At 71.0% G+C, this 26,470-nt stretch carries 24 protein-coding genes; 10 read left to right on the forward strand and 14 right to left on the reverse strand.

Going from position 1 to position 26,470, the window contains the following annotated elements:
* Positions 1-144: 144 nt before the first annotated feature.
* Positions 145-2,052, forward strand: a complete 1,908-nt coding sequence (locus ACZ4FV_RS07375; RefSeq protein WP_465322102.1) for an FGLLP motif-containing membrane protein — start codon at positions 145-147, stop codon at positions 2,050-2,052.
* A gap of 118 nt (positions 2,053-2,170) precedes the next feature.
* Positions 2,171-2,482 carry a hypothetical protein gene (locus ACZ4FV_RS07380; protein ID WP_465322103.1) on the forward strand — a complete coding sequence of 104 codons (312 nt, stop codon included), beginning with the start codon at positions 2,171-2,173 and terminating at the stop codon, positions 2,480-2,482.
* Between the two features lie 35 nt (positions 2,483-2,517).
* Here ACZ4FV_RS07380 and ACZ4FV_RS07385 read toward each other — a convergent pair whose 3' ends face one another.
* Complete coding sequence (locus tag ACZ4FV_RS07385) at positions 2,518-4,143, reverse strand: alpha/beta hydrolase (protein WP_465322105.1); 1,626 nt, start codon at positions 4,141-4,143, stop codon at positions 2,518-2,520.
* On the reverse strand, positions 4,143-4,385 hold the full coding sequence (locus tag ACZ4FV_RS07390) for a hypothetical protein (protein WP_465322106.1): 243 nt from the start codon (positions 4,383-4,385) through the stop codon (positions 4,143-4,145). Before ACZ4FV_RS07390 ends, ACZ4FV_RS07385 begins: the two co-directional genes overlap by 1 nt.
* Before the next feature lie 417 nt (positions 4,386-4,802).
* Between ACZ4FV_RS07390 and ACZ4FV_RS07395 the strand changes: the two genes are divergently transcribed.
* The gene (locus tag ACZ4FV_RS07395) at positions 4,803-5,624 is read left to right on the forward strand and encodes a BRO family protein (RefSeq protein ID WP_465322107.1); all 822 of its coding nucleotides are present in this window, start codon (positions 4,803-4,805) and stop codon (positions 5,622-5,624) included.
* Here ACZ4FV_RS07395 and ACZ4FV_RS07400 read toward each other — a convergent pair.
* Entirely contained in the window at positions 5,594-6,364 is a 771-nt protein-coding gene (locus tag ACZ4FV_RS07400) for an ABC transporter permease (protein WP_465322152.1), read from the reverse strand. The genes ACZ4FV_RS07395 and ACZ4FV_RS07400 overlap by 31 nt on opposite strands.
* A gap of 178 nt (positions 6,365-6,542) precedes the next feature.
* Here ACZ4FV_RS07400 and pheA point away from each other — a divergent pair, with 178 nt between their 5' ends.
* The gene (pheA, locus tag ACZ4FV_RS07405) at positions 6,543-7,490 is read left to right on the forward strand and encodes a prephenate dehydratase (RefSeq protein WP_395867629.1); all 948 of its coding nucleotides are present in this window, start codon (positions 6,543-6,545) and stop codon (positions 7,488-7,490) included.
* 22 nt (positions 7,491-7,512) lie between these two features.
* Here pheA and ACZ4FV_RS07410 read toward each other — a convergent pair whose 3' ends face one another.
* Positions 7,513-9,159 carry a bifunctional phosphatase PAP2/diacylglycerol kinase family protein gene (locus tag ACZ4FV_RS07410; protein ID WP_465322110.1) on the reverse strand — a complete coding sequence of 549 codons (1,647 nt, stop codon included), beginning with the start codon at positions 9,157-9,159 and terminating at the stop codon, positions 7,513-7,515.
* A gap of 30 nt (positions 9,160-9,189) precedes the next feature.
* A complete protein-coding gene (locus ACZ4FV_RS07415; RefSeq protein WP_395867633.1) occupies positions 9,190-10,005 on the reverse strand; it encodes a phosphatase PAP2 family protein in 816 nt (271 codons plus the stop codon).
* Positions 10,006-10,106: 101 nt separating this feature from the next.
* Here ACZ4FV_RS07415 and serS point away from each other — a divergent pair, with 101 nt between their 5' ends.
* Positions 10,107-11,384: a serine--tRNA ligase gene (serS, locus tag ACZ4FV_RS07420; protein WP_402234728.1), complete on the forward strand. Its 1,278-nt coding sequence runs from the start codon at positions 10,107-10,109 to the stop codon at positions 11,382-11,384.
* Positions 11,381-12,178, forward strand: coding sequence for an HAD family hydrolase (locus tag ACZ4FV_RS07425; protein ID WP_465322111.1), 798 nt, complete (start codon positions 11,381-11,383; stop codon positions 12,176-12,178). Before serS ends, ACZ4FV_RS07425 begins: the two co-directional genes overlap by 4 nt.
* A 34-nt stretch (positions 12,179-12,212) precedes the next feature.
* Here the strand turns inward: ACZ4FV_RS07425 and ACZ4FV_RS07430 are convergent, their stop codons facing one another.
* From ACZ4FV_RS07430 to ACZ4FV_RS07455, 6 genes are all read right to left on the reverse strand, one after another.
* Entirely contained in the window at positions 12,213-13,481 is a 1,269-nt protein-coding gene (locus tag ACZ4FV_RS07430; RefSeq protein ID WP_395867639.1) for a CynX/NimT family MFS transporter, read from the reverse strand.
* Positions 13,478-14,248, reverse strand: a complete 771-nt coding sequence (locus tag ACZ4FV_RS07435) for a FadR/GntR family transcriptional regulator (protein WP_465322112.1) — start codon at positions 14,246-14,248, stop codon at positions 13,478-13,480. The genes ACZ4FV_RS07430 and ACZ4FV_RS07435 overlap by 4 nt, the downstream gene beginning before the upstream one ends.
* 219 nt (positions 14,249-14,467) lie before the next feature.
* Positions 14,468-15,421, reverse strand: a complete 954-nt coding sequence (locus ACZ4FV_RS07440; RefSeq protein ID WP_395867643.1) for an LLM class flavin-dependent oxidoreductase — start codon at positions 15,419-15,421, stop codon at positions 14,468-14,470.
* A 2-nt stretch (positions 15,422-15,423) separates the two neighbouring features.
* Positions 15,424-16,242: a hypothetical protein gene (locus tag ACZ4FV_RS07445; RefSeq protein ID WP_465322114.1), complete on the reverse strand. Its 819-nt coding sequence runs from the start codon at positions 16,240-16,242 to the stop codon at positions 15,424-15,426.
* Positions 16,239-17,042, reverse strand: coding sequence for an alpha/beta hydrolase fold domain-containing protein (locus ACZ4FV_RS07450; protein WP_465322116.1), 804 nt, complete (start codon positions 17,040-17,042; stop codon positions 16,239-16,241). Before ACZ4FV_RS07450 ends, ACZ4FV_RS07445 begins: the two co-directional genes overlap by 4 nt.
* Before the next feature lie 164 nt (positions 17,043-17,206).
* Positions 17,207-18,724: an MFS transporter gene (locus ACZ4FV_RS07455; RefSeq protein WP_465322118.1), complete on the reverse strand. Its 1,518-nt coding sequence runs from the start codon at positions 18,722-18,724 to the stop codon at positions 17,207-17,209.
* A gap of 95 nt (positions 18,725-18,819) precedes the next feature.
* Here ACZ4FV_RS07455 and ACZ4FV_RS07460 point away from each other — a divergent pair, with 95 nt between their 5' ends.
* The 4 genes from ACZ4FV_RS07460 (at position 18,820) to ACZ4FV_RS07475 (ending at position 22,491) form a co-directional block, all read left to right on the forward strand.
* Entirely contained in the window at positions 18,820-19,521 is a 702-nt protein-coding gene (locus tag ACZ4FV_RS07460; RefSeq protein WP_402234743.1) for a TetR/AcrR family transcriptional regulator, read from the forward strand.
* A gap of 59 nt (positions 19,522-19,580) precedes the next feature.
* A complete protein-coding gene (locus ACZ4FV_RS07465; protein WP_465322120.1) occupies positions 19,581-20,468 on the forward strand; it encodes an LLM class flavin-dependent oxidoreductase in 888 nt (295 codons plus the stop codon).
* A 74-nt stretch (positions 20,469-20,542) separates the two neighbouring features.
* On the forward strand, positions 20,543-21,346 hold the full coding sequence (locus ACZ4FV_RS07470) for an HAD family hydrolase (protein WP_395867655.1): 804 nt from the start codon (positions 20,543-20,545) through the stop codon (positions 21,344-21,346).
* 170 nt (positions 21,347-21,516) lie between these two features.
* Positions 21,517-22,491, forward strand: a complete 975-nt coding sequence (locus tag ACZ4FV_RS07475) for a phosphotransferase (protein WP_402234746.1) — start codon at positions 21,517-21,519, stop codon at positions 22,489-22,491.
* A 149-nt stretch (positions 22,492-22,640) separates the two neighbouring features.
* Here ACZ4FV_RS07475 and ACZ4FV_RS07480 read toward each other — a convergent pair whose 3' ends face one another.
* The 3 genes from ACZ4FV_RS07480 to ACZ4FV_RS07490 form a co-directional block, all read right to left on the reverse strand.
* Complete coding sequence (locus ACZ4FV_RS07480) at positions 22,641-24,236, reverse strand: protein kinase domain-containing protein (RefSeq protein WP_395867659.1); 1,596 nt, start codon at positions 24,234-24,236, stop codon at positions 22,641-22,643.
* Between the two features lie 394 nt (positions 24,237-24,630).
* On the reverse strand, positions 24,631-25,767 hold the full coding sequence (locus ACZ4FV_RS07485) for a protein kinase domain-containing protein (protein WP_465322122.1): 1,137 nt from the start codon (positions 25,765-25,767) through the stop codon (positions 24,631-24,633).
* Between the two features lie 164 nt (positions 25,768-25,931).
* Entirely contained in the window at positions 25,932-26,465 is a 534-nt protein-coding gene (locus ACZ4FV_RS07490; RefSeq protein ID WP_395867663.1) for a bacterial proteasome activator family protein, read from the reverse strand.
* Positions 26,466-26,470 lie beyond the last annotated feature (5 nt).

Below are 26,470 nucleotides of genomic sequence, written 5' to 3' on the forward strand. Positions count from 1 at the left end.
ACCACGAGCGCCACGAGCGCCACGAGCGCCACGAGCGCCACGAGCGCCACGAGCGCCACGAGCGCCACGAGCGCCACGAGCGCCACGAGCGCCACGAGCGCCACGGTGAGCGTGACACCCGGCCCGGTGCGACCGGGAGATTCCGTGGCGATCCGAGGATTCGGGCTGGCCGGCTGCCCGACGAACAAGGTGGACGTCTACCTCCTGTCGGCCAACGGCGGCAGCTCCGGGGAGTACCTCGACCTGCTCGCGGCCGACCTGCCGGTGGACACCGCGCACGGGGACTCGATCGCGTTCCGGCACACGATGCTCGCCCCGACCTTCAGCTCGAACGGGGCAGCGAGCACGGACCGGCCGGTGAACCGGATCGCGGTGCGCTGTCCGGGGCAGGAGAAGGCCCTCGCGGAGACGGCGATCGAGATCAACGCGTTTCGTCCCGAGGAGACCCGTACCCCACCGGCCGACCTGCGCACCAGGCACCTCGTGCTGGAGCCGGCCACCGGCGTGCCCGGCACCGAGGTCACGCTGTGGACCGACCTGCGCTGCGGGGACGCGAACGCGAGCGACGACGCACGCGTGACGTGGGGTGGACGCGACCTCGCCAAGCTCAGCATCTCGGGCACCGGTGCCGAGGCCCAGCGCTTCATCGTGCCGGACGGACCCGATCGCGGCCCACGCCCGATCACCGTGACCTGCTTCGCGCAGGGCGCGGGCATGCCGGACAACGGGGTCGTCCAGCGCGCCGACTTCCAGGTCGCCCGGCCCGAATTGACGCTGACGCCCACGCAGCCGACGGCCGGTCGGCCGTTGCGCGTCGAGGGCAGCGGGTTCGTCACGTGCGGTCGGCCGGTCGACGGCGGGGCCGGGACACTGACGGTGCGTCATCGCGGCACCGTGCTGGGGACGGTGCCGGTGGCCGCCGACGGGCGGTTCGCGAGCGAGATTCGGGTACCGCGCGAACTCCCGGGTGGAGAAGGGATGTTGACCGTCGCGTGCGCGACTGGCGCGGGCTACGACGGTGACTTCTCGGTACGGGTCGCGGTGCTGGGCGCGGCCGGGACGAGCGCGGTCTCGGAGCGGTCCGAGGCTGCGGTGAACCTGCCGAGCCCGAGCGCGTTGTTCGACGAGCCCCGGCCGGTGGTGCTGGCCGGCGCGACGGCGGTGGTGGCGCTTCCGGTGCTTGGCTTCTCGGCCGAGCTGTTCAACAAGACGTGGGAGCAGAACCGGCTTCGGATCCGACGCCGCCTGCGCCCGGGGGCCGCGCGCCCGCGATCGCAGCCGCGCATGCCCGAGTTGCAGGTGCTCGTCTTCGTGCTGCTCTCGGCCGCGTTCTGCGTCGCGGTCGAACCCGGTACGGGCTGGAACGCGGGCACCGCCGCGCTCGCGCTGGCACTGGTGGCGGCGGTTCCGCTGGGCGTGCTGGTGTACGAGGGTTCGGCGGAGGCCTACCGAAGGCGTATCTCCCGCATCCGGGCCCTGCCTCGGCTGGTTCCGGGAGCACTGGGCGTCGCCCTGGTGCTGGCCGTGGCATCGCGGCTGCTGCATCTGACGCCGGGCTATGTGTACGGGCTGTTCCTCGCCTTCACCTCGGCCGGCCTGCGGCGGCTGGCTCCCTCGGACGAGGGCCGCGCGATAGCCCTCGGCTCCTGGTCCCTGGCGGGCCTCGCGTTGGTCGCGTGGGTGTGGCGCATCCCGGTGACCCACGTCCTGAACGAATCGGACGGCGCGCCCTTCGGCTGGGTCTTCGCCGAGGACGTGCTCACCCAGTGCTTCGTGGCGGCGGTGGTCGGCCTGGTCTTCGGCCTGCTGCCGATGCGCTTCATGGACGGCCACGCCCTGTGGCAATGGAACCGCTGGGCCTGGGCGGCGATCTACGCCTTGGCCCTGTTCCTGTTCGTCCTGGCCCTCCTCGACCCCACGGGCGCCGCCAACGGCCTCACCCGAGACATGTGGCTCCGCTCCACAATCCTCTTCGCCACCGCCGCACTCGCATCAATCACTTTCTGGGCCTTCTTCCGTCTCCGGCCCCCTACGAACCATCCGACGCTTTAAAGCAGGGCGCGGAAACACGAACCGCGACGCGATTCTTTTCCTGCACACCGATAGCTCGCACTACGTACCCGGCCTTAGGGTCTTGCGCTCGCATAACTGTATTCTTTACTTCCGGAGCATGAGCGTAGTCGACGATGGTCCAGCCCTGAACTTCAAGGCTGTCACGGAGGCGCTGGATAGACGAGCCAACATCGACAGCATCAACCTGATCGATCTGCCAAAAATGGGCCGCTTCCCAAACCTTCTCGCTTCCTTCCAGGTCAGATTCGCAGCCGGATACATGAAAGACATCTTTGGCCTGGTGATTCCCTTGGACTCCCAAACCGTCCAAGACTCTGCTGGACGTCACCCGCAGCGACTCTCTGACCTTTACATAGGCAGGATCACCGTCAGAGAGACTATCTCCGCTGCTCCCACTACAGCTGACTAGGAATCCGACGAGCGAGAGAACGTAGAAGCAGCGTCTCATGGGCGATCCCCCCACAGAAGGCGAACATCCTCATAGTTTCCGGAAACAATCGCGGCCTGATTATCCAAGCTGGCCGAATGACGCGCAGACCAGTACTCACTGTGCCCGTCAGCCCCGTCGGTGGTAATACGATTCGCTCCAAACCCTGAATCATCCGGGGTAACCCGCCGGGGCCTCCTACCATCAACCGGCGCATGCGCTCCAGAGCCGAGTCCGGTAACCACATCATTCTCCGCCGCCGCCACCCAAACGTGATGCGGGTTAATATGAAGATGTGCTGCGCGAGTTACATGCACCCCCGGACTTCCGGCAATGATAATGTCTTTCGCAGCAAGTCCCCCACTGTGATGCGCCGCTTGCCCCAGAACGACAGAACCATAGCTATGACCAATTACCGTCACGTGATTATTCGAGTCAATTCCCTGGGAAACGCCAACTCCCCTCAAGAAGTTCACGAAGACAGGCGCCGCAGTGTCGGCATACGACGTACTTATGGCATGCGTCAATGTGTCAGGAGCGTCATACCCTATCCATGTAATCGCAGATACCTCGCCCGGGTCCGTCATTTGCTGGGTAGCCAACCAAAGACTCCGCATCCTGCTGACATGCGAACCAATTCTCGCCAATCCCGCTCCCGTCCCCGGAACGTAGACCGCTGTGTGGGCAGCTGTGTCGGGGTTGCCGATGGCGACGATTGCGCGGCCGTCGCCCTTGGCGCTGAAGCCCATCAGGTAGAGGTCGTCGCCCGAGCGCAACGTCGCCTCCAAACCCTCGATCGCCGCCAGGCGTTCCTTGAGCGCCGTGACTCGGAGGCGCCACTTCGCGTCGTCGGTGCGGCCCGCCGCGTCCCGCTTGGCACGCGCGGTAGCAAGTTCGGCGACGAGCCCGGCCTTCGCCTCGGCCAGCGCGACCCGATTGGCGCGGTCCCGGATCTCCGTCGGCAACCCGTCCATCACCCCCAGCACCGCCGGATAGCCGGCCAGATACATCGCCCGCTCCGAAGGATTCAGCCCCGCCCACCACTTGGCCGCAGCGACCGGATCGCCCCTCGGAATGGTGGCGAGGTCCAAACCCGCCAACGCCATCACGCACGTGCCGTCGGCGGCCGTGTCCGCCCAGTCGGCCGTCCCCGTCGGATACAGCCGGGCCAACGTCTCCGCGCAGTGCGTGTCGACCTCGGTCGCCTTCCGGACCGGCGCGGCCAGGAGCTGCTCCAACTCGTGCCGCCGCGAGATCATCGCCGCGTCGGCACGGCTCGTCGGATCGGCCGGCTCCATCCGCCCGTCCTCGAACACGGTGAATCCCGCAGCCGCCGCCTCCGCCAATCCCGCCCACAAATCGCGCTGCGCGTTCCGGAGTTGGTCGGCCGCCGTGTCCAGGACGGTGAGCACGCACCGGGCCTCCTGCGCCGCCACCATCACCTGCTCACCACGCGCGGCCAACCCCCATGCCGCCGCGTCCGCGTCCGCACCCTCCCAGCGCGAAGCTCGCAGCGGCCCGCCCACCCCTGTAGTCGCCCGCCCGACCAACCCGTCCAACGCGGCCGCCAGGTCGGTCCACTCGACCACCGCACGGTCCAGGCCACCCAACGCGGCGTCGCGCAGTTGAGCCAGCGTCACCATCAGGGCCGCGCCCCGGCGAACGCACCCGCGACCGCCTGATCGGTGCGATCGTGCGCGTCGGCGTTCGTCCACAACACGTCGCCGACAACGCCGTACCCGTCGCCGAGCGCCCGCAGATGATCCGCCCACACCACCGTCAGCGCCACCGCCGCCCCCGCGACCGCGAACCCCGGACACCCCGAGACCCCCGCACTCGGCCCTCCGGCCGCCCGCCGCAGTGCTCCCGCCACCTCCCGAGCCACCGTGGCTCCTTGCCGCAACGCCCCCGTCTCGACCCGAATCGCCGCGCCGCCCCCACCCTCACCGCCACCACCAGCCAAAACCCCTCCCAGTGGTTGCCTGATCACTCAATGCAATCAAACGATACCCACCGAAAGCCGTCACTCCGTCGCCGAGCCCTGCGAATCCCCCGAGGGCGAACAGACTCACCAACCGGCGCGTAACCCCACCGCCTACCGCTCGTTCATACGTATGGGCGAACGCAATGAGCCGTTCGGGGGACGCGGGCGGCTCGAAGCGGTGGGTGGCACCGGCCGACATGTGGGCATCGCGGTGACCACAAAATCGCCCGTGAATCCGCAGGTCAGGCGAATACTGTGTCAAATCCGTACGGAATTAATCGGGACAAACGGCGCCGCCGACCCGAGCAAGGGGCCGAGATGAGCCACGCGAACGCAATTGAGGTTTTCACTTTTGCCGGCAGGGACCAGGTGCGCGTCGCCATGATCGACGGAGATCCCTGGTTCTGTGCCGCCGACGTGTGCACGGTGCTGGCATTCCAGTCCAACTCGCGCCGGGCGGTCAGCGCCCTCGATCCGGACGAGAAGAGCACGGTTGTCGTCCACAAAACCGCAGGTCAGGAGGGTAATGTAAGCAATTCTTACAGTACCAATCGGGGCAATCCGAACATGACCTTCGTCAGCGAGTCGGGGCTCTACACACTGATCCTGCGCAGCAACAAGCCCGAGGCCAAACCCTTCCGCCGCTGGGTCACCCACGACGTCCTCCCCACCATCCGCCGAACCGGCCGCTACACCCCCGCCACCAGCGAAAACATGGATGCGCTGCTCTCCCGCGCGATCGGTTCGATCACCGATCTCGCCGCCCGCACCGGCGATCTCACCAAGGCGATCGAGATCAACACCATGGCCGTCGCCCGCCTCACCACCGGGTTCGAGTCGGCGGCTCCGTTGTCCACAGTTACCTCTAACGCGCCCCCTCCCACCTCGGAAACCCACAGCCCCACCCAAGTTCTCCACAGCGATTTCCACAGGGTTATCCACAGGCCCGCGCAACTACCCACACCCGGTGATCGGCGTCGTCTCACCCCCGAGGTCGTCGCCGAGTGCCGGCGTCGGGCCCGGGACGGGGTGTCGGTCTATCGCCTCGCTCGCGAGCACGGTGTGAGCGACTCGACCATGCGCTCGGCGGTGCGCGGCCAGACCTACCGCTACGTGCCCGAGCCGCCCTTGTGCCCCTGACCCGACTGCGTCCGCGCCAGCCGCCCCCGCGCCGCCAACTCGATGGTCAAAGCCACCGCGACCGCCTGGACCTGAAGCAGCGCGACCAACACGAACAACTGCACCGCCCCCGCCTGCAGCGGTGTCGCCCCGCCGAGCAACATGCCCACGAAGGCCCCGGGCAGGGTCACCAACCCCACCGTCCTGGTCTGGTCCAGAGCCGGGATCAGCGCCCCCGCCGCGGTCGGCCGACAGATCTCCATCGCCGCGTCGCGATCGGAGAAACCCAAGGTCAGAGCCGCTTCGACCTCACCGTGGCGCTGTGCCAACTCCTCCAGCGCCCGCCGCCCCGCCAGCACCGTCGCGGTCATCGCACCGCCGATCAGGATGCCCGCGATCGGGATCAGCACGATGCCCTCGGCAGGCAGCAGACCGGTCGCCCACAGCAGGACCAGAGTCGGCGCCGTCGCCGTCACGATCGGCACCGCGGGCCAGAACAACCGTCGGTTCGCGGTCACCCGCCCGGCCGCTGTCAAGGCCGCGACGGTGTACATCATCACCACGAACAGACCCGCGAAGCCGAGTCGGTCCACCGCGTGTGTGATGACGAAGGACACCGCGAGCAACTGCGCCGTCGCCCGGAGCCCGGCCACCACCACCGCCCGGCCGTGGCCCAGTCGCGCCACCCCCGCGACCGCCATGGCGACGACCAGGAGCAGCACGGTGACGATCCCCAGGGTGGGGGTCACCGGGAGCAGTATCGCGGCGTTTTCCACAGGCCCAGCCTCACCCTCTCGGCGGTACCGCGCAGCGCGGGCGTCCACAGTCCACAACGCGTGCACACACCGCGGGCACCCGCCTCCCGCAACCGTCGCAGCCCACCCGTCCGCACCCCGGAACACGGCCGATACACGCCGGCCGGCTCAGTACAGTGACGACATGTCCGACGCTCGTACGCCCGCCGCCGCGCCCCGCTGGACCTACCTCGGCCCCGCGGGCACCTTTACCGAGGCCGCGCTGCGTACGCTGCCCGGCGCGGAGCACGCCGAGGTCACCCCGATGGAGTCGGTGCCCGCCGCCCTGGACGCGGTCCGGCGCGGCGACGCCGACGGCGCGGTGGTCGCGCTGGAGAACTCGGTCGAGGGCGCGGTGTCCATCACGCTGGACGAGTTGGCGACCGGCGCCCCGCTGGTGATCACCGCCGAGGTGCTGCTGCCGATCGCGTTCGCGCTGTTGGTGCGTCCGGGCGTGGGCCTGGACGACATCAAGACCATCTCCAGCCACTCGCACGCGCAACCGCAGGTGCGCAACTGGCTCACGACGAACCTGCCCGACGCGCACTGGTACTCGTCCGCGTCCAATGCCGACGCCGCCCGGCTGGTCCAGGAGGGGCGCTACGACGCGGCCCTGGCGGGCGAGTTCGCGGCCGCGCCGTACGGCCTGGTGCCGCTGATCACCGACATCCACGACGTCGAGGGCGCGGTCACCCGCTTCGTGCTGGTCGAGCGCCCGGACCGGCCCACCCGGCCCACCGGCGCGGACCGCACCACGGTGGTCGCGTACATCGTGGACGACCACCCGGGCGCGCTGCTGGAGATCCTCCAGGAGTTCGCGGTCCGCGGGGTCAACCTGACCAGGATCGAGTCGCGGCCGACCGGGGACGGGCTGGGGCACTACTTCTTCTCGATGGACGCCGAGGGCCATGTCGCGGACGCGCGGGTCGGCGAGGCGCTGATGGGGCTGCGTCGGGTGTGCGCGGCGGTGCGCTTCCTCGGGTCCTATCCGCGTGCCGACCAGGTCCGTCCGACGCTGCGTCGCGGGACCTCGGACGCCGAGTTCGCGAACGCGAGCGAGTGGCTGGCGCGCGCTCGCGGCGGCGGGATCTGAGTCGACGCTCCGCGGCAAGGCCTCAGGGAACACGCACCGTGAGCGAGCCGGGCCGGATCCGGACCGAGAGCCGGGTGCCGGGCCCGATCGGGTCGCCGTCCAACTCGCGCGGCTCCGGGCGATCGGTCTCGATCAGCACCCGGTGACCGGTGAAGTGCTCGATCGGGCGCAGCCGTTGCTGCTTGACCGGCACCACGGCCGGCTCCTGGTCACGGCGCCGGCCTATCACCCGCACCGTGGCGTGCGCCCAGCCGGTCATCCCGTACGGCGCGAACACCACGACGTCCAGGAGCCCGTCGTCCGGCGTGGCCCCGGGCAGCAGTTGCATGCCGGCCTGGAGCGCGCCGACGTTGCCGACCAGCACCATTCGGGCCCGCCGCCGGATCGGCTCGCCGTCGTCGACGGTCAGCGTCACCCGCATCCGCCGATCGCGCAGGTGCCGGGCCCCGGAGACCACGTACGCGGGCCAGCCGACCTTCTTCTTGAGCGCGTCCGGCGCGTCCGCGACCATCGCCGCGTCCAGGCCGATGCCGGCCATCGCGGTGAAGCAGCGCGGTTCCACGCCCGCGGTGCCGGCGAGTTCTTCGTCCGGGTCCACCGTGCCCAGGTCGATCCGCCGGTCGCGCCCGTGCATCGCGACGTGCAGCGCGTCGGCCACGTCGATCGGCAGCCCGAGGTTGCGCGCGAGCAGGTTGCCGGTGCCCGCCGGGATCACCGCGAGCGGGGTGTCCGTACCGGCCAGCGCGCCGGCGCACTCGCGGATCGTGCCGTCGCCGCCCGCCGCTATGACCAGGTCGACCCCCTCGGCCAGCGCCTTGGCGGTCACCCCGGCGCCGGGGTCGAGCACGGTCGTCTCCAGCCACAGCGGCTCGGCCCACCCGGCGTCCTGCATGATCCGGTCGATCCGGGTGCGCGACTCGGCGACGTCGAGCTTGATCGGGTTGACCACCAGCGCCGCGCGCGGCCGTCCGCCGTCCGCCCCCTGCGGCGCCTCGCGCCGGCGGGATCGAAATCCCCAGATCGATTTCGGGGACAACAGCGCGCGGTTCATCACCGCCAGCACAACGCTCGCGTACAGCAGCGACATCAGCACGTCGCTGAGGTGGTGCATGCCCCGGTACATCCGGCTCCCGGCCACCGCCAGCGGCACCGCGCCGAGCAGCACCCACACCAGGGCGACCACCGCGCGCCCGCGCAGCCGGCTCGCCAGCAGCACCGCCAGCCCGGCGTACAACGCGAACGCGGCGCCGGTGTGCCCGGAGGGGAAGCTCGACGTCGCGGCGGCCTCGTCCAGGCGCGGCACGTCCGGCCGGTCCCGCGAGACGAAGAGTTGCACGAGGAAGAACACCAGGGCCTGACCGGCCACCGAACAGGCCAGGAACAGCGGGCCGCGCCAGGAGTGGCCGACGATCCGGGCCACCACCGCCGCGAGCAGCGTGGTGGCGATGATCACACGGGTGTCGGCCAGGGTGGAGAACACGTGGGTGACGTCGTTCCAGCCCCCCGAGCGATGCTCGGCGAAGGTGCGGTCGAGGTCGTCCTCGATCGTGAACGGCCAGACACCGTCCAGGCTCTTGGTGATCAGCAGACCGAGGCCGACCATGACGAAGGTCAATATGGCAAGGGGCAGGACGATACGGCGCAGGAACCGTCCTGCTTCGGTCAGCATGACCGACATTCTTACCCGGCCACGGATCCTTCAGTTCCGCCGATCCGAAGAGTGCCCCTCCGTTCCGGGCCTAATGTGCCGAATCTCCGGATCCGGATCGTGCCCGTCGATCTCCGGTTCCAGCCCCTCGTCGGTCGCGTCCACATCCCGCAGTCCGGCGTCGCGACGCCACCATTCAAAGACCGCGGACGTCGCGGCGAGCACTATCAGGCCGAGGACCCAGCCGCCGAGCACGTCCGTGACGTAGTGCACACCGAGTGCGACCCGGGTGAACCCGACACCCACCGCCGATGCGATCGCGACCACCCACGCGATCGGCCGGCACGCCCGCGGGATCAGCGGCAGCAGCGCCAACAGCAGCACTCCGGGGCCGACCACGCCCATCAACGCGTGCCCGGACGGGAAGGACCAACCGCCCGCGTGATCGACCGGGTTGGGCAGATTCGGCCGGGCCCGGGTGAAGACGAGTTTGAACATCGCGCCCAGCAGCCCGCCGACCGCCATCGTGACGACCGCCCACACCACCAGCCGACGGGCGCCGCGCCACCACAACCACACGCACATGATCGCGACCAGGAGGCGGTACATGTTCGGATCCCAGACCCAGTCACTGAGGATCCGCAGCGCGTGCTGCCATCCGGGATGCTCGCGGACCCAGTCGTTCAGCCCGGTCGCGACGTCCTTGTCCAGGTCGAGCAGCGGCGACCACTTGGTTTCCACCAGGAGGGCGAGCAGCCCGAACGGCAGGGCGCCCACGAGCAGGGCGAGTGCGACCAGGGTCATCCTGAGGCCGAACCGTCGGTCGGGGTCGAGGCGCCTTCTGGTCCAGGTCGGGGTGGAGGTCATCTCTCATTCTTAGCCCGAATCCCGCCCGTCACTTCATTCACCCGCCATCGGCTTCGACGCACTCGGGAAATCCGTTGGCGGTCCCCCGGTAGGCTTCGGGTGTGATCGACCTGCGACTGCTCCGTGAGGATCCCGACCGTGTCCGCGCTTCGCAGCGCGCTCGCGGCGAGGACGAGACCATCGTCGACGCGCTGCTCGCGGCGGATGAGCTCCGCCGCTCGTCGGGCTCCCGGTTCGACGCGCTGCGCAACGAGCAGAAGTCGATGGGCAAGCAGGTCTCCAAGGCCAAGGGCGACGAGCGGCAGGAATTGCTGACCCGGGCCCAGGCGCTGGCCGGTGAGGTCAAGAGCGCCGACGCGGAGCAGGCCGAGGCCAAGGCCGAGACCGACCGGCTGCTCAAGGCGCTGGCCAACCTGATCGACCCGGACGCACCGGTCGGCGGCGAGGAAGACTTCGTCACGATCGAGGAGATCGGCACCCCGCGCGACTTCGCGGCCGAGGGCTTCGAGCCGCGCGACCACGTCGAGTTGGGTCGCGTGCTCAAGGCGATCGACGTCGAGCGGGCCGCGAAGGTCTCCGGCTCGCGCTTCTACTACCTGACCGGCATCGGCGCGCTCCTCGAACTCGCGCTGGTCAACATGGCGATCGCGCAGGCGACCGAGGCCGGCTTCACGCCGATGCTGACGCCCGCGCTGGTGCGCCCGCCCGCGATGGAGGGCACCGGCTTCCTCGGCCAGGCCGCGGAGAACGTGTTCCACCTCGAGGCCGACGACTACTACCTCGTGGGCACCGCCGAGGTACCGCTCGCGGCGTACCACATGGACGAGATCATCCCGGCCGCCGAACTGCCGCTGCGCTACGCCGGCTTCTCGCCGTGCTTCCGCCGCGAGGCCGGTACGTACGGCAAGGACACCCGCGGCATCATCCGGGTGCACCAGTTCGACAAGGTCGAGATGTTCTGCTTCGTCGCGCCCGAGGAGGCCGAGGCGGAGCACCGGCGTCTGCTGGCGTGGGAGAAGGAGTTCCTGAACCGGCTCGAACTGCCCTACCGGGTGATCGACGTCGCGTCCGGCGACCTCGGCTCCTCGGCCGCGCGCAAGTTCGACATCGAGGCGTGGATTCCGACCCAGGGCAAGTACCGCGAGGTCACGTCCACCTCGAACTGCACCGAGTTCCAGGCCCGCCGGCTCCAGGTGCGGATGCGCGACGAGCAGGGCACCCGCCCGCTGGCCACGCTCAACGGCACGCTGTGCGCGGTGCCGCGCACGATCGTGGCGATCCTGGAGAACCACCAGCGGGCGGACGGCTCGGTCGTCGTACCCGAGGCGCTGCGTCCCTTCCTCGGCGGCCGTGAGGTGCTGGAACCGGTGCAGGCGTGACCTTCTCCCTGGTCGCCACCGACCTGGACGGCACGCTCCTGCGCGAGGACCACACCGTCTCGGAGCGCAATCGTGCGGCGTTGGCCCGGGTCACCGCGGCCGGCGCGAAGCACGTGATAGTGACCGGGCGGGCGGTGACCTGGACCCGTCCGGTGTTCCAGGCGCTGGGCTACCGGGGCCTCGCGGTGTGCGGGCAGGGCGCGCAGGTCTACCACGCGGGCGAGGACCGACTGCTCACGTCGGTCACGCTGGACCGACAGTTGGCCAGGCTCGCCACCGAGCGGTTGACCGAGGAGCTGGGCGCGGTGCGGTTCGCGGTCAGCCGGGATGGCCTGTGCGGCGAGATCGTGGTGGAGCACGGCTACCCGTACAACCCGTTGTTGCCGGTGCGTGTGGTCCGAGAACGCGACGAGTTGTGGTCGGAGCCGATCCTCAAGCTCTACCTGCACCACGAGGACTACGACGACGACCGGTTGACCGCGTGCGCGCGCAAGATCTGCGCCGGTCTGGTGGACGTCACGCACGCCGGGACGGGCATCGTCGAGCTGTTGCCCCTGGGCCTGAGCAAGGCGGTCGGCCTGTCCCTGGCCGCGCGCAAGCTGGGGGCCAGGGCCGCGGACACCATCGCGTTCGGCGACATGCCCAACGACGTCGCGATGTTCAAGTGGGTGGCACACGGCGTCGCGATGGCCAACGCCCACGCCGAGCTGCTCGCCGTGGCGGACGAGGTGACCCTGTCCAACATGGACGACGGCGTCGCGGTGGTCCTGGAACGGCTGTTCCCCGACCACTGAGCGCCCGTTCCGGCGAGCCGAGCCTAGTCCCACCTCACCCGACGGGTGCACGATCGCCCGGCACGACCTCGCGCGCCACGCGCACGTGCATCGGGCGCGAGGCGCCCACCCCGCAGGCGAGGGCGCACACGCACAACACCAGCATCAACACGATCGGCACGGTCCACCCGTCGGTCGCCTGACGCAGCGCCCCGGCGGCCAACGGCCCGAACGCGGCGAGCACGTACCCGACCGCCTGGGCCATCCCGGACAGTTGCGCGGCCGTGTTCGGATCCGGCGAGCGCAGCACGATCAGGGTCAGCGCGAGCGAGACCGCGCCGCCCTGCCCCAGCCCCAGGAGCACCGCCCACAACCACGCACCGCCCGTCGGCGCGACCATCAGCCCCACGTAGCCGGCCGCGACCAGCCCGATCGAGGCGATCACCAACGGGCTCTGGTTGCGCATCCGACCGGCGATGATCGACCCCGCGAGCGAGGCCGGGATCTGGACGAACGTGTTGAACGCGAAGATCGTCGCCGCGGTGCCCTTGCCCATCCCGTTGTCGGTGAGGATGGTCGGCATCCACGCCAGCAGTACGTAGAACAACAGCGACTGCAGGCCCATGAAGCCGGTCACCAGCCAGGCCAGCGGCGACCTCCACAGACCCGGCACGTGCGGCATCGCCGCCGCGACGCTCCCGCGCCGACGGCGCACGTGCGGCAGCCAGACCGCCACCGCCGCGAAGGCGAGCAGCGCCCAGACGCCGAGCGCCGGCTGCCAGCCGTGCCCGATCGCCTTCTCCAGCGGCACCGTCGCGCCGGCCGAGACCGCCGCGCCGAACACCATGGCCGCGCTGTACACGCCGATCATCGCCGCCGCCCGATGCGGGAACTCGCGCTTGACCACACCCGGCATCAGCACGTTCAGCACCGCGATCCCGGCACCCACGAGCGCGCCGCCCGCGAACAGCGCGGTCAGGTCGGGAATCACCCGCAGCAGGATCCCGACGCCCACCACGACGAGCGCGCCGAGCAGCACCGTCTCGGTGCCGTACCGGCGGGCCGCGATCGGCGCGAGCGGCGAGATCAGGCCCAGGAACAGCACGGGTATCGCGGTGATCAGGCTGCCCGTGGTCGCGGACAGGTGGAACACCTCGCGCAGTTCGCCCACCAGCGGCGACACACTGGAGAGCCCGGCCCGCATGTTGAGCGCGATCAGCACGATGCCGGCGAGCAGCAGCGCGCCGCCGGTCGCCCGCGCGGTGCTCGTGCCGGTCCGGCCGGACCTGCCGGTCGGGGGTATGCGCAGTTCGGTCGTGCTCATGCGTCGTGCTCCATGGGGTGGTGCCCTGTCGGGTCGTGCAGCAGTGCGTCCAGGGCGATCACGGCAGGTTCGAGGATGCGCCGCACGGCGCGTTCGGCCGCGTCCGGATCGCCCGCCTCGATCGCGTCGGCCAACGCCACGTGCAGGGCGTGCGACGCGTCCGGCAGGGTGCCGTCGCCGACCACCGTGCGGATGCTGCGCCACAACGAGTCGCTGAACCAGCGGTAGGTGGAGACCAACGCCGAGTTGTGCGACGCGATGGCGATCGCGGTGTGGAAGGCCACGTCCTGCTCGACCAGGTCGTCCAACTCGCCCTCGGCCACGTCGCCCCGGTCGAAGTCGTGCGGTTCCGGGGTGTCCGCGCTGCCGTCGGCCGCGCCGCGCCTGCTCAGAGCGGCCCGGATCCGGTCCAGGTCCGCGGTGTCCCGGCGCTGCGCGGCGAGCCGGGCGGCCTCCACGTCCAGCGCTCGGCGCATCTCGAAGATGTCCCGCAGGTCGGCGTGTTCGATCCGGCGGACCAGGTCGCCGGGGTCGGTGGTCGAGCGTACGTAGGTCCCGTCGCCCTGGCGCGACTCCAGCATCCCGGCGTGCACGAGCACCCTGATCGCCTCGCGCACGGTGTTCCGGCCGACCCGGAGCCGCTCGGCGATCACGCTCTCGCTCGGGATGCGCGCGCCGATCGGCCAGGTCCCGGCCTTCAGTTGGGCACGGAGCTGGTCGATCGCGTCGTCGACGAGGGATCGCCGGCCGGCTGCCTGAAGCGACATGGACTCTCCCGAATTCGTGGGGTTGCCCAGTCATCCTACAAGTAGCTGCATAGTGCACGCGATAGGGCGGCAAAAAGCCGGCGCCCGCGGCCCGAGGTCCACGCACGCCGGCTTTCCCCTTCGACCGGTGCGACCGGTCCGACCTGCGCAACCGGTGCGACCAGTCCGATCCACGCGACCGGTGCACCGGTGCTGCCGGTGCGATCCGCGATCGTCGCGTCACGCGGCTCCCCGCAGCGGCGTGCCGGCGGCCTCGACCGTGCCGTAGACCTCGGCCAGCAGTCGGTACGAGCGCTCCCGGTCGGCCGGGTCGTGGGTGAACGTGTTGACCACCAGCTCGTCCACCCCGTGCCGGTCGGCCAACTCGTCCAGCCCGGCCCGGACCCGCTCGGGCGTCCCGGTCAGCAACGCACGCGCGTTGTGCCCGGCCCGCTCGCGCTCGGCGCCGGTCCAGCGGTGCGCGCGGGTGCGCGCCCGGTCCGGGAAGGGCTCGTCGAAGCCGAGGTCCTTGCGGCTGCGCCAGAGCAGGTACGCCGAGCCCAATTCGCTCGCGTCGGCCTCGGTGTCCGCGACGATCGTGCGGACCGCGAGGGCGGCGCGAGTACGGTCCGCGCCCGCCGGCCCCGCGCGGAACGTGTCCAGCGCGCCGACACCGAGCCCGGGGTTGAAGAAGTGCGCGAACGCGAAGTGGGTGCCCAGTTCGGCGGCGAGGGCGGCGGATCGGGTACCCGCGCCGAGCAGCCACACCGGCGGCGGGACGTACCCGGGGAAGTCCTGCGCCGGGTCGCCCAGGTGCCCGAGCAGTTCGGCCACCTGCTGTGGAAAACGGTCGGCCGGGCCACCCGCGCGGCCGATCCCCAGGTCCACCCGGTCCGGATACAACGCGGCCAGCACCCGGAAGACCTCGGCCGGCTTGGCCGGCGCGTAGCGCGGCAGCAACACCCCGCCGCTGCCCACCCGCAGCCGGTGAGTGTGCGCAAGCAGCGTCGCGACCAAGACCTCGGGCGCGGTACCGGCGAAGCTCGGCGAGCCGTGGTGCTCGGCCACCCAGTAGCGGTGGTAGCCCAGCCGGTCGACGGTACGGGCCAGGTCGAGAGTCGCGGTGAGCGCGTCGGCCGGCGTACCGCCCGCGGGGATCGGCGACTGGTCCAGGACGGAGAGGCGGATGGACATGATCAAGCTCCGTTCTCGATGCGCACGGCGTGTGCGGCGTGGGTGGTGGTGCTCTCAACGCGAGCAGTGCTCTCTTCGTGAGCGGCGCTCTCTTCGTGAACAGCGCTCTCGCTGTGAGCAGCGCTCTCAACACGGGCGGCGCTCTCTTCGTGAGCAGTGCTCTCGTGGTGACCACTGCTCTCAACGTGAGTGGTGCTCTCCTCGCGAGCAGCGCTCTCGACCTGACCAGCGCTCACGTCGAGAGCAGTGCTCTCCTCGCGAGCACTGCTCTCAACACGAGCACCGCTCTCCCCGCGAGCACCGCTCTCAGCCCTCCCCGCACCCCCAAGCACCCGCTCGCCACCCGTCGGTCGCGTCGTCGCCGGGACGATCCGGAAGTCCCGCAGGAAGACCAGGTTGTGCAAATCGGCGGCGGCGATCGTGCGCAGCGTGGGCAGTTCCTCGATGGCCTGCTCGGGGGTGAACACGTTCAGCGGCCATTCCCGGACCGTGCCGCCGCGTAGGTGCGGGTGATGGAAGCCGGCGCCGTAGACCGCCCGCAGCGTGATCGGCGGGACGCCGGCCGCGCGCTGCTCGGGCCAGGACAGCGCCCAGATCGCCTCCAAGCCGCCGTCCGGCGCGCGTCGGACGCCGCTCGCGGTGTACTCGCCGGTGCCCAGCAGCAGGTCGGCGTCCAGTTCGGCGAGCGCCCGGCGGGCCTGTGGGTCGAGCAGCGCGACGGCCGCGCCGAACAGCCTTTCCTTGTCCCGGCGCGAGACCACGTCGCCGTGGGTGCCATCGCGCAGGTCCGCGAAGTGCCGCAGCAGAGCGGTGGTGTTCATCGGGTCCTCCTCGGGGACGCGGTGCGGTGGGCCGCGGCGTACGCGGTGCCCAGGCGGTGTCGGAAGGCCGGGTCGGTCAGGAAGGCGCCATGCCCGGTGCCGGCGAGTTCGTGCAGGTCGATCGGGACGCCGGCGGCGCGCAGTCGGCGGGCGTAGTCGCGGACGTCGTCCACGACCGGGTCGAGCGAGCCGACCACGAGGATCGCCGGGGCAACCCCGGTGAGGTCCTCGGCCTCGTCCGGCGTGCTGTACAGCGGTCGCGCGCCGGCGGCGGCCGGGTGGGTCGGCGCCTCGCCCCGGTACGCCCGCCAGGCCGAGCCCAGCGCCGCGCGGGACGGGAAGGCTCCCGGCCGACCGCGGTAGGACCCGGCTCGGCACCCGGGGTCGATCGGCGGATAGGCGAGCACCTGCGCGGCGAGCGGCCGGCCGAGGTCGCGCCGGGCCAGCGCGGCGGACGCGGCGATCGTGGCGCCGGCACTGTCCCCGCCGACCGAGACGTGCTCGGCGTCGGCCCAGTCCAGCACGGTCAGGACGTCGATCAGCGCGGCGGGGTGCGGGTGTTCGGGGGCCAGTCGGTAGTCGACACCGACCACGGTGGTGGCCGCGATCCGCGCCAGGTGGGCCAGGGCCGGCGCCCAGTCGACGGTGGCTCCCGAGCGCCAGCTCCCGCCGTGCGCCCAGACCAGCAGGCCGGCCGAGCCGGTTCCGCCGGGAAAGACCCGGACCGGGACGTCGTGATCGGCGCCGGGAACGATGATCGTCGGCGGCAGAGTGTCGGGAGTGGTGCGGGTCACGGCCATGACGAACCTCCTCGGTCTTGTCGTGAAGCCTGGGCGCACGAACTTGTCGTACGGCCTCGGGCGTACGAAGCGGGACGGGACGGCGCGGCGCGGGACAGGGCTACGCGGGACGCGGGCCGGGCCCGCGCGGCCAGGTTGGTGCCCGCCGAGCCGCCGGTCGGCACTCAGACCGTCGTCCGCCGAGCCCGACGCGGCGCCAGGAACAGCCCCGCGAGCAGCGCCCCGAGCAGGACCAGGGCCGAGTCGATCAGGATCGCGACGGCGACCCCGGACAGGACCGCGTCGGGTCCGGTGTTGCCGAGCGAGCTCATTCGCGCGGTGGCGATCGCGCTCATGATCGGGATGCCCATCGTGATGCCGACCTGCTGGGTCATCGTGGCCAGACCGGTGGCCAGGCCCTGCTCGGCGTCCGGCAGGCCCGAGGTCGCGGTGACCATGAAGCCCACGATCATCAGCATGTTGCCGATGCCGCCGACGAAGGTCGCCGCGAGCAGCAGCCAGATCCACCCGCCGGAGCTGCCGAGGGCGACCAGCGACAGCGTGGCCAGGGCCTGGACGACGCCGCCGCCGACGATCGTGGCGCGGGTGCCGAACCGGCCCACCGCCCGGCCGCCGAGCGTGCCGCCGATGACCGTGCCGATGCCCAGCACGCCGAACGCGAGCCCGGTGGCCAGCGGCGAGTAGTCCAGGACCTCCTGGAGGTAGAGCGTGAGCAGGAAGACCAGCGAGGTCTCGGTGACGAACGCGATCAGGCCGGTGATGTTGCCCCACAGCACGCTGCGGCGCTTCATGATGCCGACCGGGACCAGCGGTGAGGCGGAGCCTCGCTCGATGAACCAGAAGGCGACCAGGAGTCCGGCACCGGCGATCAGTGCCCCGAGGGTGGTGGGCTCGCCCCAGCCCTCGGCGCCGGCCTGGGTGAGCCCGAAGACGAGTGCCAGCAGACCGCCGGTGACCGCGATCGCGCCGGGGACGTCCAGCTTGGGCCGGTGGGTCGGCCTCGAGTCGGTGATCACGGACGGCGCGAGGATCAGCACCAGCGCGGCGACGGGGACGTTGACGAAGAAGGCCCAGCGCCAGGACAGCATGTCGGTGAGCAGGCCGCCCAGGACCGCTCCGGCGGTGAAGCCCGCCGACATCAGCGCGCCGTTCAGGCCCAGCGCCCGATCCCGCAGCGGTCCCTCCTTGAACGCGGTGGTCAAAAGCGACAGGCCGGCCGGCGTCACCGCGGCGGTGGCCAGGCCCTGGAGTACCCGCGCGGTGAGCAACATCTCGGGCGAGGTGGCGAAGCCGCCGAGCGCCGAGGAGGCGCCCAGGAGGGCCATGCCGCCCAGGAACAGTCGCTTGCGGCCGAACAGGTCCGCGACGCGGCCGAAGAGCAGGGTGAATCCGGCGGCGGTCAGCGCGAACGCGGTGGCCACCCATTGGAGGTTGTTCAGCGAGAAGCCGAGGCCCTCGCCGACCACGGGCAGCGCGACGTTCAGAATCGAGAAGTCCACCGCGATCATGAACTGGGCGCCGAGGAGAAGGGTGAGGATCAGCTTCTGCTGTCCGGTCATCCGGTCGCCGCGCGATTCGGGCGGGGCGTCCGGCGATGCGTCGGCCGATGTGGCTGGCGGTGCGGCGGGCGGTGCGGCGGGCGCGGCCTCGACGGGCCTCGCGCGGTGGTCGAGCGTGGACATGTGCGTCTCCCGAGATGCTCTAACGGGTCTGCTTTCCCGTTAAGATGTCCCGAAGGTAGCACGCTGGATCGACTTAATGGAACAGGAGTCCCGTTATGACTTCGGATGGTCTCGCCGGCGATCCCCCTCCCGGCTCCGCCGACCGCTCTGCGGAACCGGCCGACGCACCGGCCGCACCGACCGCACCGACCGACGCACCGGCCGATCCGGGCACGGTCCGACCCGGCGGACGCACCGCCCGGGTCCGCGAGGCCGTGCTGCGCGCGGCCGGGGATCTGCTCGCCGAGCGCGGCTTCGCCGGTCTCGACCTGGCCGATGTCGCACAGCGCGCCGAGGTCGGCAAGACCACCGTGTACCGGCGCTGGGGCAACACCACGGGCCTGGTCGCGGACCTGCTGGTGGACATGGCCGAGAGCTCGGTGTCGCGCGCCGATACCGGGTCGCTGCTCGGCGACCTGCGGGCCAACGCGCACCTGGTCCGCCGCACGCTCACCGACGAGCGGCAGGGGGCGCTGTTCAAGGCGGTGATCGCCGCGGCGACCTGCGACGCGCGGACCTCGGAGGCGCTGCACGCGTTCTACGCGACCCGGATCAAGGAGTGGGCGCCCTGCGTCGAGGCCGCGATCGAGCGCGGCGAGGCGCCGCCGGGCACCGACCCGCACGAGGTGATCCGCGCGGTATCGGGGCCGCTGTACTACCGGCTGCTGGCCAGTGGCGACCCGTTGGACGAGGCAAGCGCGGAGCGCGCCGCGACGGCCGCCGCGGCCGCGGCCCGCGCGGGTGCCTACGTCCCGTAGCCGACGGGCCGGCCGGCCCGTCCGCCGGTCCCGCTCGGTCGGGCACGTATGGTCGACGGATGCGTTTGAGCACTGTGATCCTCCCGATCCACCGCTGGACCGAGGGCCAAAAGGTCTGGCGTCGCGCCGAAGACCTCGGCTTCCACGCCGCGTACACCTACGACCACCTGTCCTGGCGCAGCTTCCGCGAGCAGCCCTGGTTCGGCGCGGTGCCCACACTCACCGCCGCCGCGACGGCCACCGAGCGGCTGCGTCTGGGCACGATGGTCACGTCGCCCAACTTCCGGCACCCGGTCACGCTCGCGAAGGACCTCGCGGCGATCGACGACATCTCCGACGGTCGGCTGATCGCGGGCATCGGCGCGGGCGGCTCCGGGTTCGACGCGACCGCCCTGGGACAACGGGAGTGGACCCCGCGCGAGCGCGCCGACCGCTTCGCCGAGTTCGTTCCGCTGCTGGACCGGTTGCTCACCGAGCCGGCGGTGACCGAGCAGGGCGCGTACTACACCGCCCACGACGTCCGGATGATCCCGGCCGGCCGGCGGAGCCCGCGGCTGCCGATGTACATCGCGGCGACCGGCCCCCGGGGCATGCGGCTGACCGCGCGGCACGGCGAGGGCTGGATCAGCTACGGCGACCCCCGCGACCCCAAGGCCGTCCCGGCACAGGACTGCCCCGCCGTGATCGCCAGACAGTTGGCGCGGCTGTCCGACATCTGCGCGGAGGAGGGCCGCAAGCCCGACGAGCTGGAGAAGGTCCTGCTCCAGGGCTCGACGCTGGAGCGACCGCTGGACTCGGTGGACGCGTTCGTCGACTACGCGGGCCGCTACCGGGAGGTGGGCATCACCGAACTGGTGCTGCACTGGCCGGTGCCGGACTCCGTCTTCGAGGCGGACCCGACGGTCTTCGAACGCATCGCGACCGAGGGCCTGGCCCAACTCGACTGAGCCGATCCGTGCCGACGGGTCGGTCGGCCCGGCCCCCCGGACCGGGTGAATCGTTTCTGAGCGAGGATGTACCCGTGACGATCACGAATCGCCCACGCCTAGTGGCCACCGACCTCGACGGCACCATCGTGCGCGACGACGGATCCATCTCCGAACGCACCCTCGCCGCGCTCGAACTCGTCGAGTCCGCCGGCGCCGAGGTGGTCTTCGTGACCGGCCGGCCGCCGCGCTGGATGAGCCGCGTCGCCGAGGTCACCGGCCATCGCGGCCTGGCCATCTGCGGCAACGGCGCGGTGGTCTACGACCTGCGGGCCGAACGTGTGGTGGGCACCCACACGATGGACGTGACCGCCGCGCGCAAGGTGACCCGGCTGCTCCGCGAGGCGGTACCGGACGTGTCCTTCGCGGTCGAGACCGAGACCGGCTTCATGCACGAGCCCGACTACCCCGCGCTGGAGCGCGACGTGTCGATCGTGCACGCGGTCGGTCCGGTCGAGGAGTTGCTCACCGGGCCGGTGCTCAAGCTGCTCGCCCGGCACCACAGCCTGGATCCCGACGTGTTCCTCGCGCTCGCCCGCGACCGGGCCGGCGCGTACGCGGAGTTCACCCACTCCTCCTCGATCGCCCTGGTCGAGATCAGCGCGCTGGGGATCAGCAAGGCCAGCACGCTGGCCTGGTTCTGCGCGCAGCGCGGGATCCGTACCGAGGACGTGGTGGCGTTCGGCGACATGCCCAACGATCTGCCGCTGCTGGCCTGGGCCGGACAGGCGTACGCGGTGGCAAACGCGCACCCCGACGTGCTCGCGGCGGTGATCCGGCATACCGGGAGCAATCAGGACGACGGCGTCGCCCAGGTGCTGGAGAAGTTGTTCGGCTGAGCCGATCGCGCATCGCCCGGTATCGGTGTACGCACCAACCGCCTCCTCGAACGCGTGACAGCAAAGACACGCTTACGCGTGAAGGTTGCACAGAGTAGCAATATGATTGCTTTCCGTGACATAGATTGACGCCCGTGTACATCCCCTCCCGGCCAGGGTCCCCACTGGCTGTGACGATCGATCGCTACCGGGTCGGCAAGGCACTCTCGTTCCGACCCATCGCCGAGGGCCTGCTCAACCGAGGCTACGAGGTCGTCACCACCAGGGGACGCTGGTTTCTCAAGCATTATCTGAACCAACGACCCGACACCATCCGCTTCCAGCACCACACCACCCAGCGGCTCGCCGCGTGCGGGATACCCGCGATCCCGCCGGTGGCCGACCGGCACGGGCGCACCGCACTCACCTCGCGCGGACGCTGGTTCGCGCTGTACCCCTGGGTGGACGGCGAGCACCGACGCGGCACGGAACTCGACGCCCGGGGCTGCGCGCGGGTGGGCGCGCTGCTCGGCGGCGTGCACGTGACGCTGCCGAAGTTGTTGCCGCCGATCCAGCAGCCGCTGCTGGTGCCCACGGCCGACCCGCACGAATCACTGGCCACCGTCGAGCGGCTGCTCACCCGGATCCGCGCCCGGCCCGGCCCGAACGCCTTCGACCGGCTCGCCGAGCTGCGCCTGATCGAGCGCCGCGCGATGCTCCTGCGGTACGCGCACCGCAGACCACGAGACCACGAGGCGCCGGGAACCGGCTACGTACACGGCGACTTCCATCCGCTGAACCTGCTGTACCGCGCCGGCGAGCCGGTCGCGATCATCGACTGGGACCGGCTCGCGGCGCTGCCCGACACCGAGGAACTGGTCCGGGCCGCGCTGATCTTCTTCACCGATCCGATCTCCGGCACGCTCGACCTCGCTCGGGTACGCGGTTTCGTGGACGGCTATCGCGCGGTGTTCGATCCGGGGCCCACCCAGCTCGCCGCCGCCGTGCACCGGCTGTGGTGGGAGCGACTGAACGACTTCTGGATGCTCACCCGGCACTACCTCGAGCACGACCCGCGCTGTGCCCCGCTCTTCCCCGCGTCCGCCGCGCTGATCGTGTGGTGGACGATGGCCTACGACGAGGTCCTCAAGGCGTTCCTGGGCTGACGAACCGGCCCCGCACGAGAAAACCCGCGCGCGCCACCGATCGTGGCTCGCGCGGGTTTCGCGTCTTCGGCCCTGAGGTCTCAGGCCCGCAGGTCGTGCGACCCGGAGGTCGTGCGACCCAGGGGTTGTGCGACTCGGGGGCGTACGACTCAGGGGGTCGTACCGCTGCCGCCCGCCGGATTGCCCCCGGCGGCGGCGCCGCCGGAGTCCGGCGGCTTCGTCTCGCCGCCGCCCTTGGTCGAACCCTGCGGCACGGTGGCCGACGTGCTCGGCCGGCTCGTCTCGGACGGCTTGTTCGACGGGGTCGAGGACGGCGAGTGCGACTGTCCCGAGGTCGTCCCGCCCGGATCGCGCGTGTTGGACGGCGGCGTCGTCTGCCGCCACGTCTGCGTCGGGTTGGACGGGGTCGCGCCCGACGTGCCCTTGGTGTTCGCGTCGGGGCTGGGCTGGTTGTTGTTGTTCCCCGGTTGCGCGCCACTGTCGTTGGTCACCGACACGGCGGGTCCGACCGGATCGTCATCCGAGGGGCTGTCCCCGTCCCCGGGCAGGCCCTTGACCAGGAGCACCGCACCGACCAGCACCAGGATCACCGCGAGCGCGGCCACCAGATAGAGCGGCAGCCTGCGCTTGTGCGCCGGCTCCTGCGGCAGGATCGGCAGTGGCCCGGTGCCGCCGTCGTTGGCCGGCGGACGCTGCTGCGACCCGGTGCCCGACTGCCCCGGCAGCGGTGGCATCGCCGCCGTCGCGTCGGTGGAGCCGGTGTGCCCCGCTGCCGCGGAACCCGCGGCGACCTGGCTCCACGAACCGAACTCGGGCCGGTTCTGCTGGGTGGGCACCCGCGGCGGAACGGCGACCGAGACCTGCTGACCGGCGAGCGCGCGACGGATGTCCATCCGCATCTCGTCGGCCGTCTGATACCGGTCGTCGGGGTTCTTCGCCAGCGCCTTCAACGCGATCGCGTCCAGGTGCGGAGGCACCCGGGGGTCCATCATCGACGGCGGACGCGGCTCGTCCTGGACGTGCTGGTACACCACCGACAGCGGCGTGTCACCGTTGAACGGCGGACGCAGCGCGAGCAGTTCGTAGAGCAGGCAGCCACTGGAGTACAGGTCGCTGCGCGCGTCGACGGTGCGGCCCAGGGCCTGCTCCGGCGACAGGTACTGCGGCGTGCCCATGACCATGCCGGTCTGGGTCATCGTGGTCGCCGCGCTGTGCATCGCGCGGGCGATCCCGAAGTCCATCACCTTGACCGCGCCCGAGTTGGTGATGATCACGTTCGCGGGCTTGATGTCGCGGTGGATGATGCCGTTCCGGTGGCTGTACTCGAGGGCCTCCAGGATCCCCTCCGTGACCCGGAGCGCCTGCTCCAGCGGTATGGGGTTGCCCTCGCCGAGCAGTTCCCGGACCGTGCGGCCCTCGACGCACTCCATCACGATGAACGGAACCAGTTCGTCGCCGACCTGGTCCTCGCCCGTGTCGTAGACCGACACGATCGCGGGGTGGTTGAGCGACGCCGCGTTCTGCGCCTCGCGGCCGAACCGCGAGCGCGCGACCGGATCCTGCGCGAGGTCCGGGCGCAGCGTCTTGACCGCGACGGTGCGACCGAGCCGCACGTCGTGGGCCATCAACACCTCGGCCATGCCGCCTCGGCCGAGTTGGCGACCGAGTTCGTAGCGGCCGGACCCGACCGTCTTCACCTGTGTGCCGGACGTCTCACGTTCGTCCGGTCCCGTCGGCGCGGTCATCGCTCCTCGCCCTGCGCGTCGGGGCGGCCCGTCCGGGGCCGCCGAACTGTGGCGATGGCGTGCGCCGCGAGCAGGGGAGAGCGGAAAGCACCACGGGAGCGGGGGAGCACGACGGTTCCAACGATCGGCCGGCCACAAAGGCACGCCGATTCGGGCGTCAGGGTTGCGGCCGGGGACTCGGAGCTCATCCTCGACAGTCCCCTCACGTGGCGCCGGGGCGTTGGCCCGCGCCGGTGTGCAGATGAAATGTGGCGCATCCTCGCGTCAAGTCCCGAAACGATACCGGGATCAGCGGTACTCCGTGTGAATTGCCCATGGTAACGGGATTCCGGATCCCCGGCCGATGCCTTGTGTGCTCTGGGCACCGCCCACCCGCGGGATCCGGCCGACTCGATCAACGCAACATCAGGATCGAGGCGAGCACCGCCAGCACGCCGAGCACCGTCGCCGCGAACGCGGCGCCCACACCGGTCTTGCGGCCGTACGCCCCCGGCGCGCTGTGCGCGCCCGCCGAACGGGCCCGGGGTCCGAACCCGGACAACACCCGCGCCCACGGCGGACCGCCGGCGGACGGACGGGCGGGCCGCTGCGGCGTCGGCGTCCCCGGCGGCCGCCCGGACTGCGCCGGGACGCCGGCGCCGTACAGGACCGAGTCCCAGACGTCCGCGGGCAGGATCCGACGCACCGACTCGCGCATCCGCCCGGCGGTGTCGAAGCGCAGGTGCGGGTCCTTGCGCAGCGCGTGCAGGACCAGGTCGTCGACCGCGCCGGGCACGTCGGGCCGGTACACGGACGGCGGGGTCGGCTCCTCGCGCATGTGTCGATAGGCGATGTGCACCGCCGTACCGCCGTCGAACGGCGGCACCCCGACCAGCAGCTCGTGCAGCAGACATCCCACCGAGTACAGGTCGCTGCGGGTGGACGCGGGATGTCCGAACGCCTGCTCGGGTGAGAAGTACTGCGGGGTGCCCATGATCCGACCGGGGTCGGTGAGCGCGCCGTCGGTGACGAACAGCGCACGGGCGATGCCGAAGTCCATCACCTTGACCGCGCCGCCCGGGGTGATCATCACGTTGACCGGCTTGATGTCGCGGTGCACCAGGCCGCGGTCGTGGCTGTACTCCAGCGCGTCCAGCACCTTCGCGGTGATCGCGAGGGCACGCGGCCACGGCAGTGGACCGTGTGCCTCCAGCAGATCGCGCAGGGTCAGCCCCTCGATCAGCTCCATCACGATCCACGGCACGAGCACGCCGTCCTCGCCCGGGTCCGCACCGGTGTCGAACACCGAGACGATCGTGGGGTGGTTCAGCGCCGCCGCGTGCTCGGCCTCGCGGGCGAACCGCGAGCGCGCGACGGTGTCCTCGGCCAGGTCGCTGCGCAGGCGTTTGACCGCGACGAGCCGATCGAGCACCAGGTCGTGGGCCTCGTACACCACGGCCATGCCGCCGCCGCCGATCCGGCGCCCGGTGCGATACCGCCCGCCGCCGAAGACACGCCCGTTCGCCCGAGCCGGGTCTCCCGAAACGGTCACCGTCAGGCCGCCCTCCACGCCGCACGACTCGCGCACGACCCCGGCACGAATCGACCTACCGAAAAGCGCTCCCGTCGCACCGCCGACAGCCTGTCAGAGACGCGACGGGAGCGCACCGGGTCGGCGCCATCGAGCACCGCTCCGGGGTACGCCCCTCCCAAACGCTAGAGGTACGGACCCGACTGGGTGTGCGGCGGCTCACCCTGGCCACCGGGGACCACGCCGGGCGGGAGTGCCCGACGCATCGTCTCCAGTTGCGCGCGCGCCGCCATCTGCTGCGCGAACAGCGCGGTCTGGATGCCGTGGAACAGACCCTCCAGCCAGCCCACCAGCTGTGCCTGCGCGATCCGCAGCTCGGACTCGCTGGGTACCGAGTCGTGCGTGAACGGGAGCGAGAGCCGCTCCAGCTCCTCGACCAGTTCCGGGGCGAGTCCCTTCTCCAGCTCCTTGATCGAGCTGGCGTGGATCTCCTTGAGTCGCACCCGGCTCGCCTCGTCGAGAGGAGCCGCGCGCACCTCCTCCAGAAGCTGCTTGATCATGCTGCCGATGCGCATGACCTTCGCGGGTTGTTCGACCATGTCGGTCACCGCGAGTTCACCGCCCTCTTCACCGAGGCCGCCGCCGAGCGCCATGCCATCCGGCCCGACGATCACCACCTGCGGGTTCTCACCATTCGCTTCGCTGTTCGGCGTGTCCATACATC

It is taken from the genome of Embleya sp. NPDC025285 (assembly GCF_055558835.1).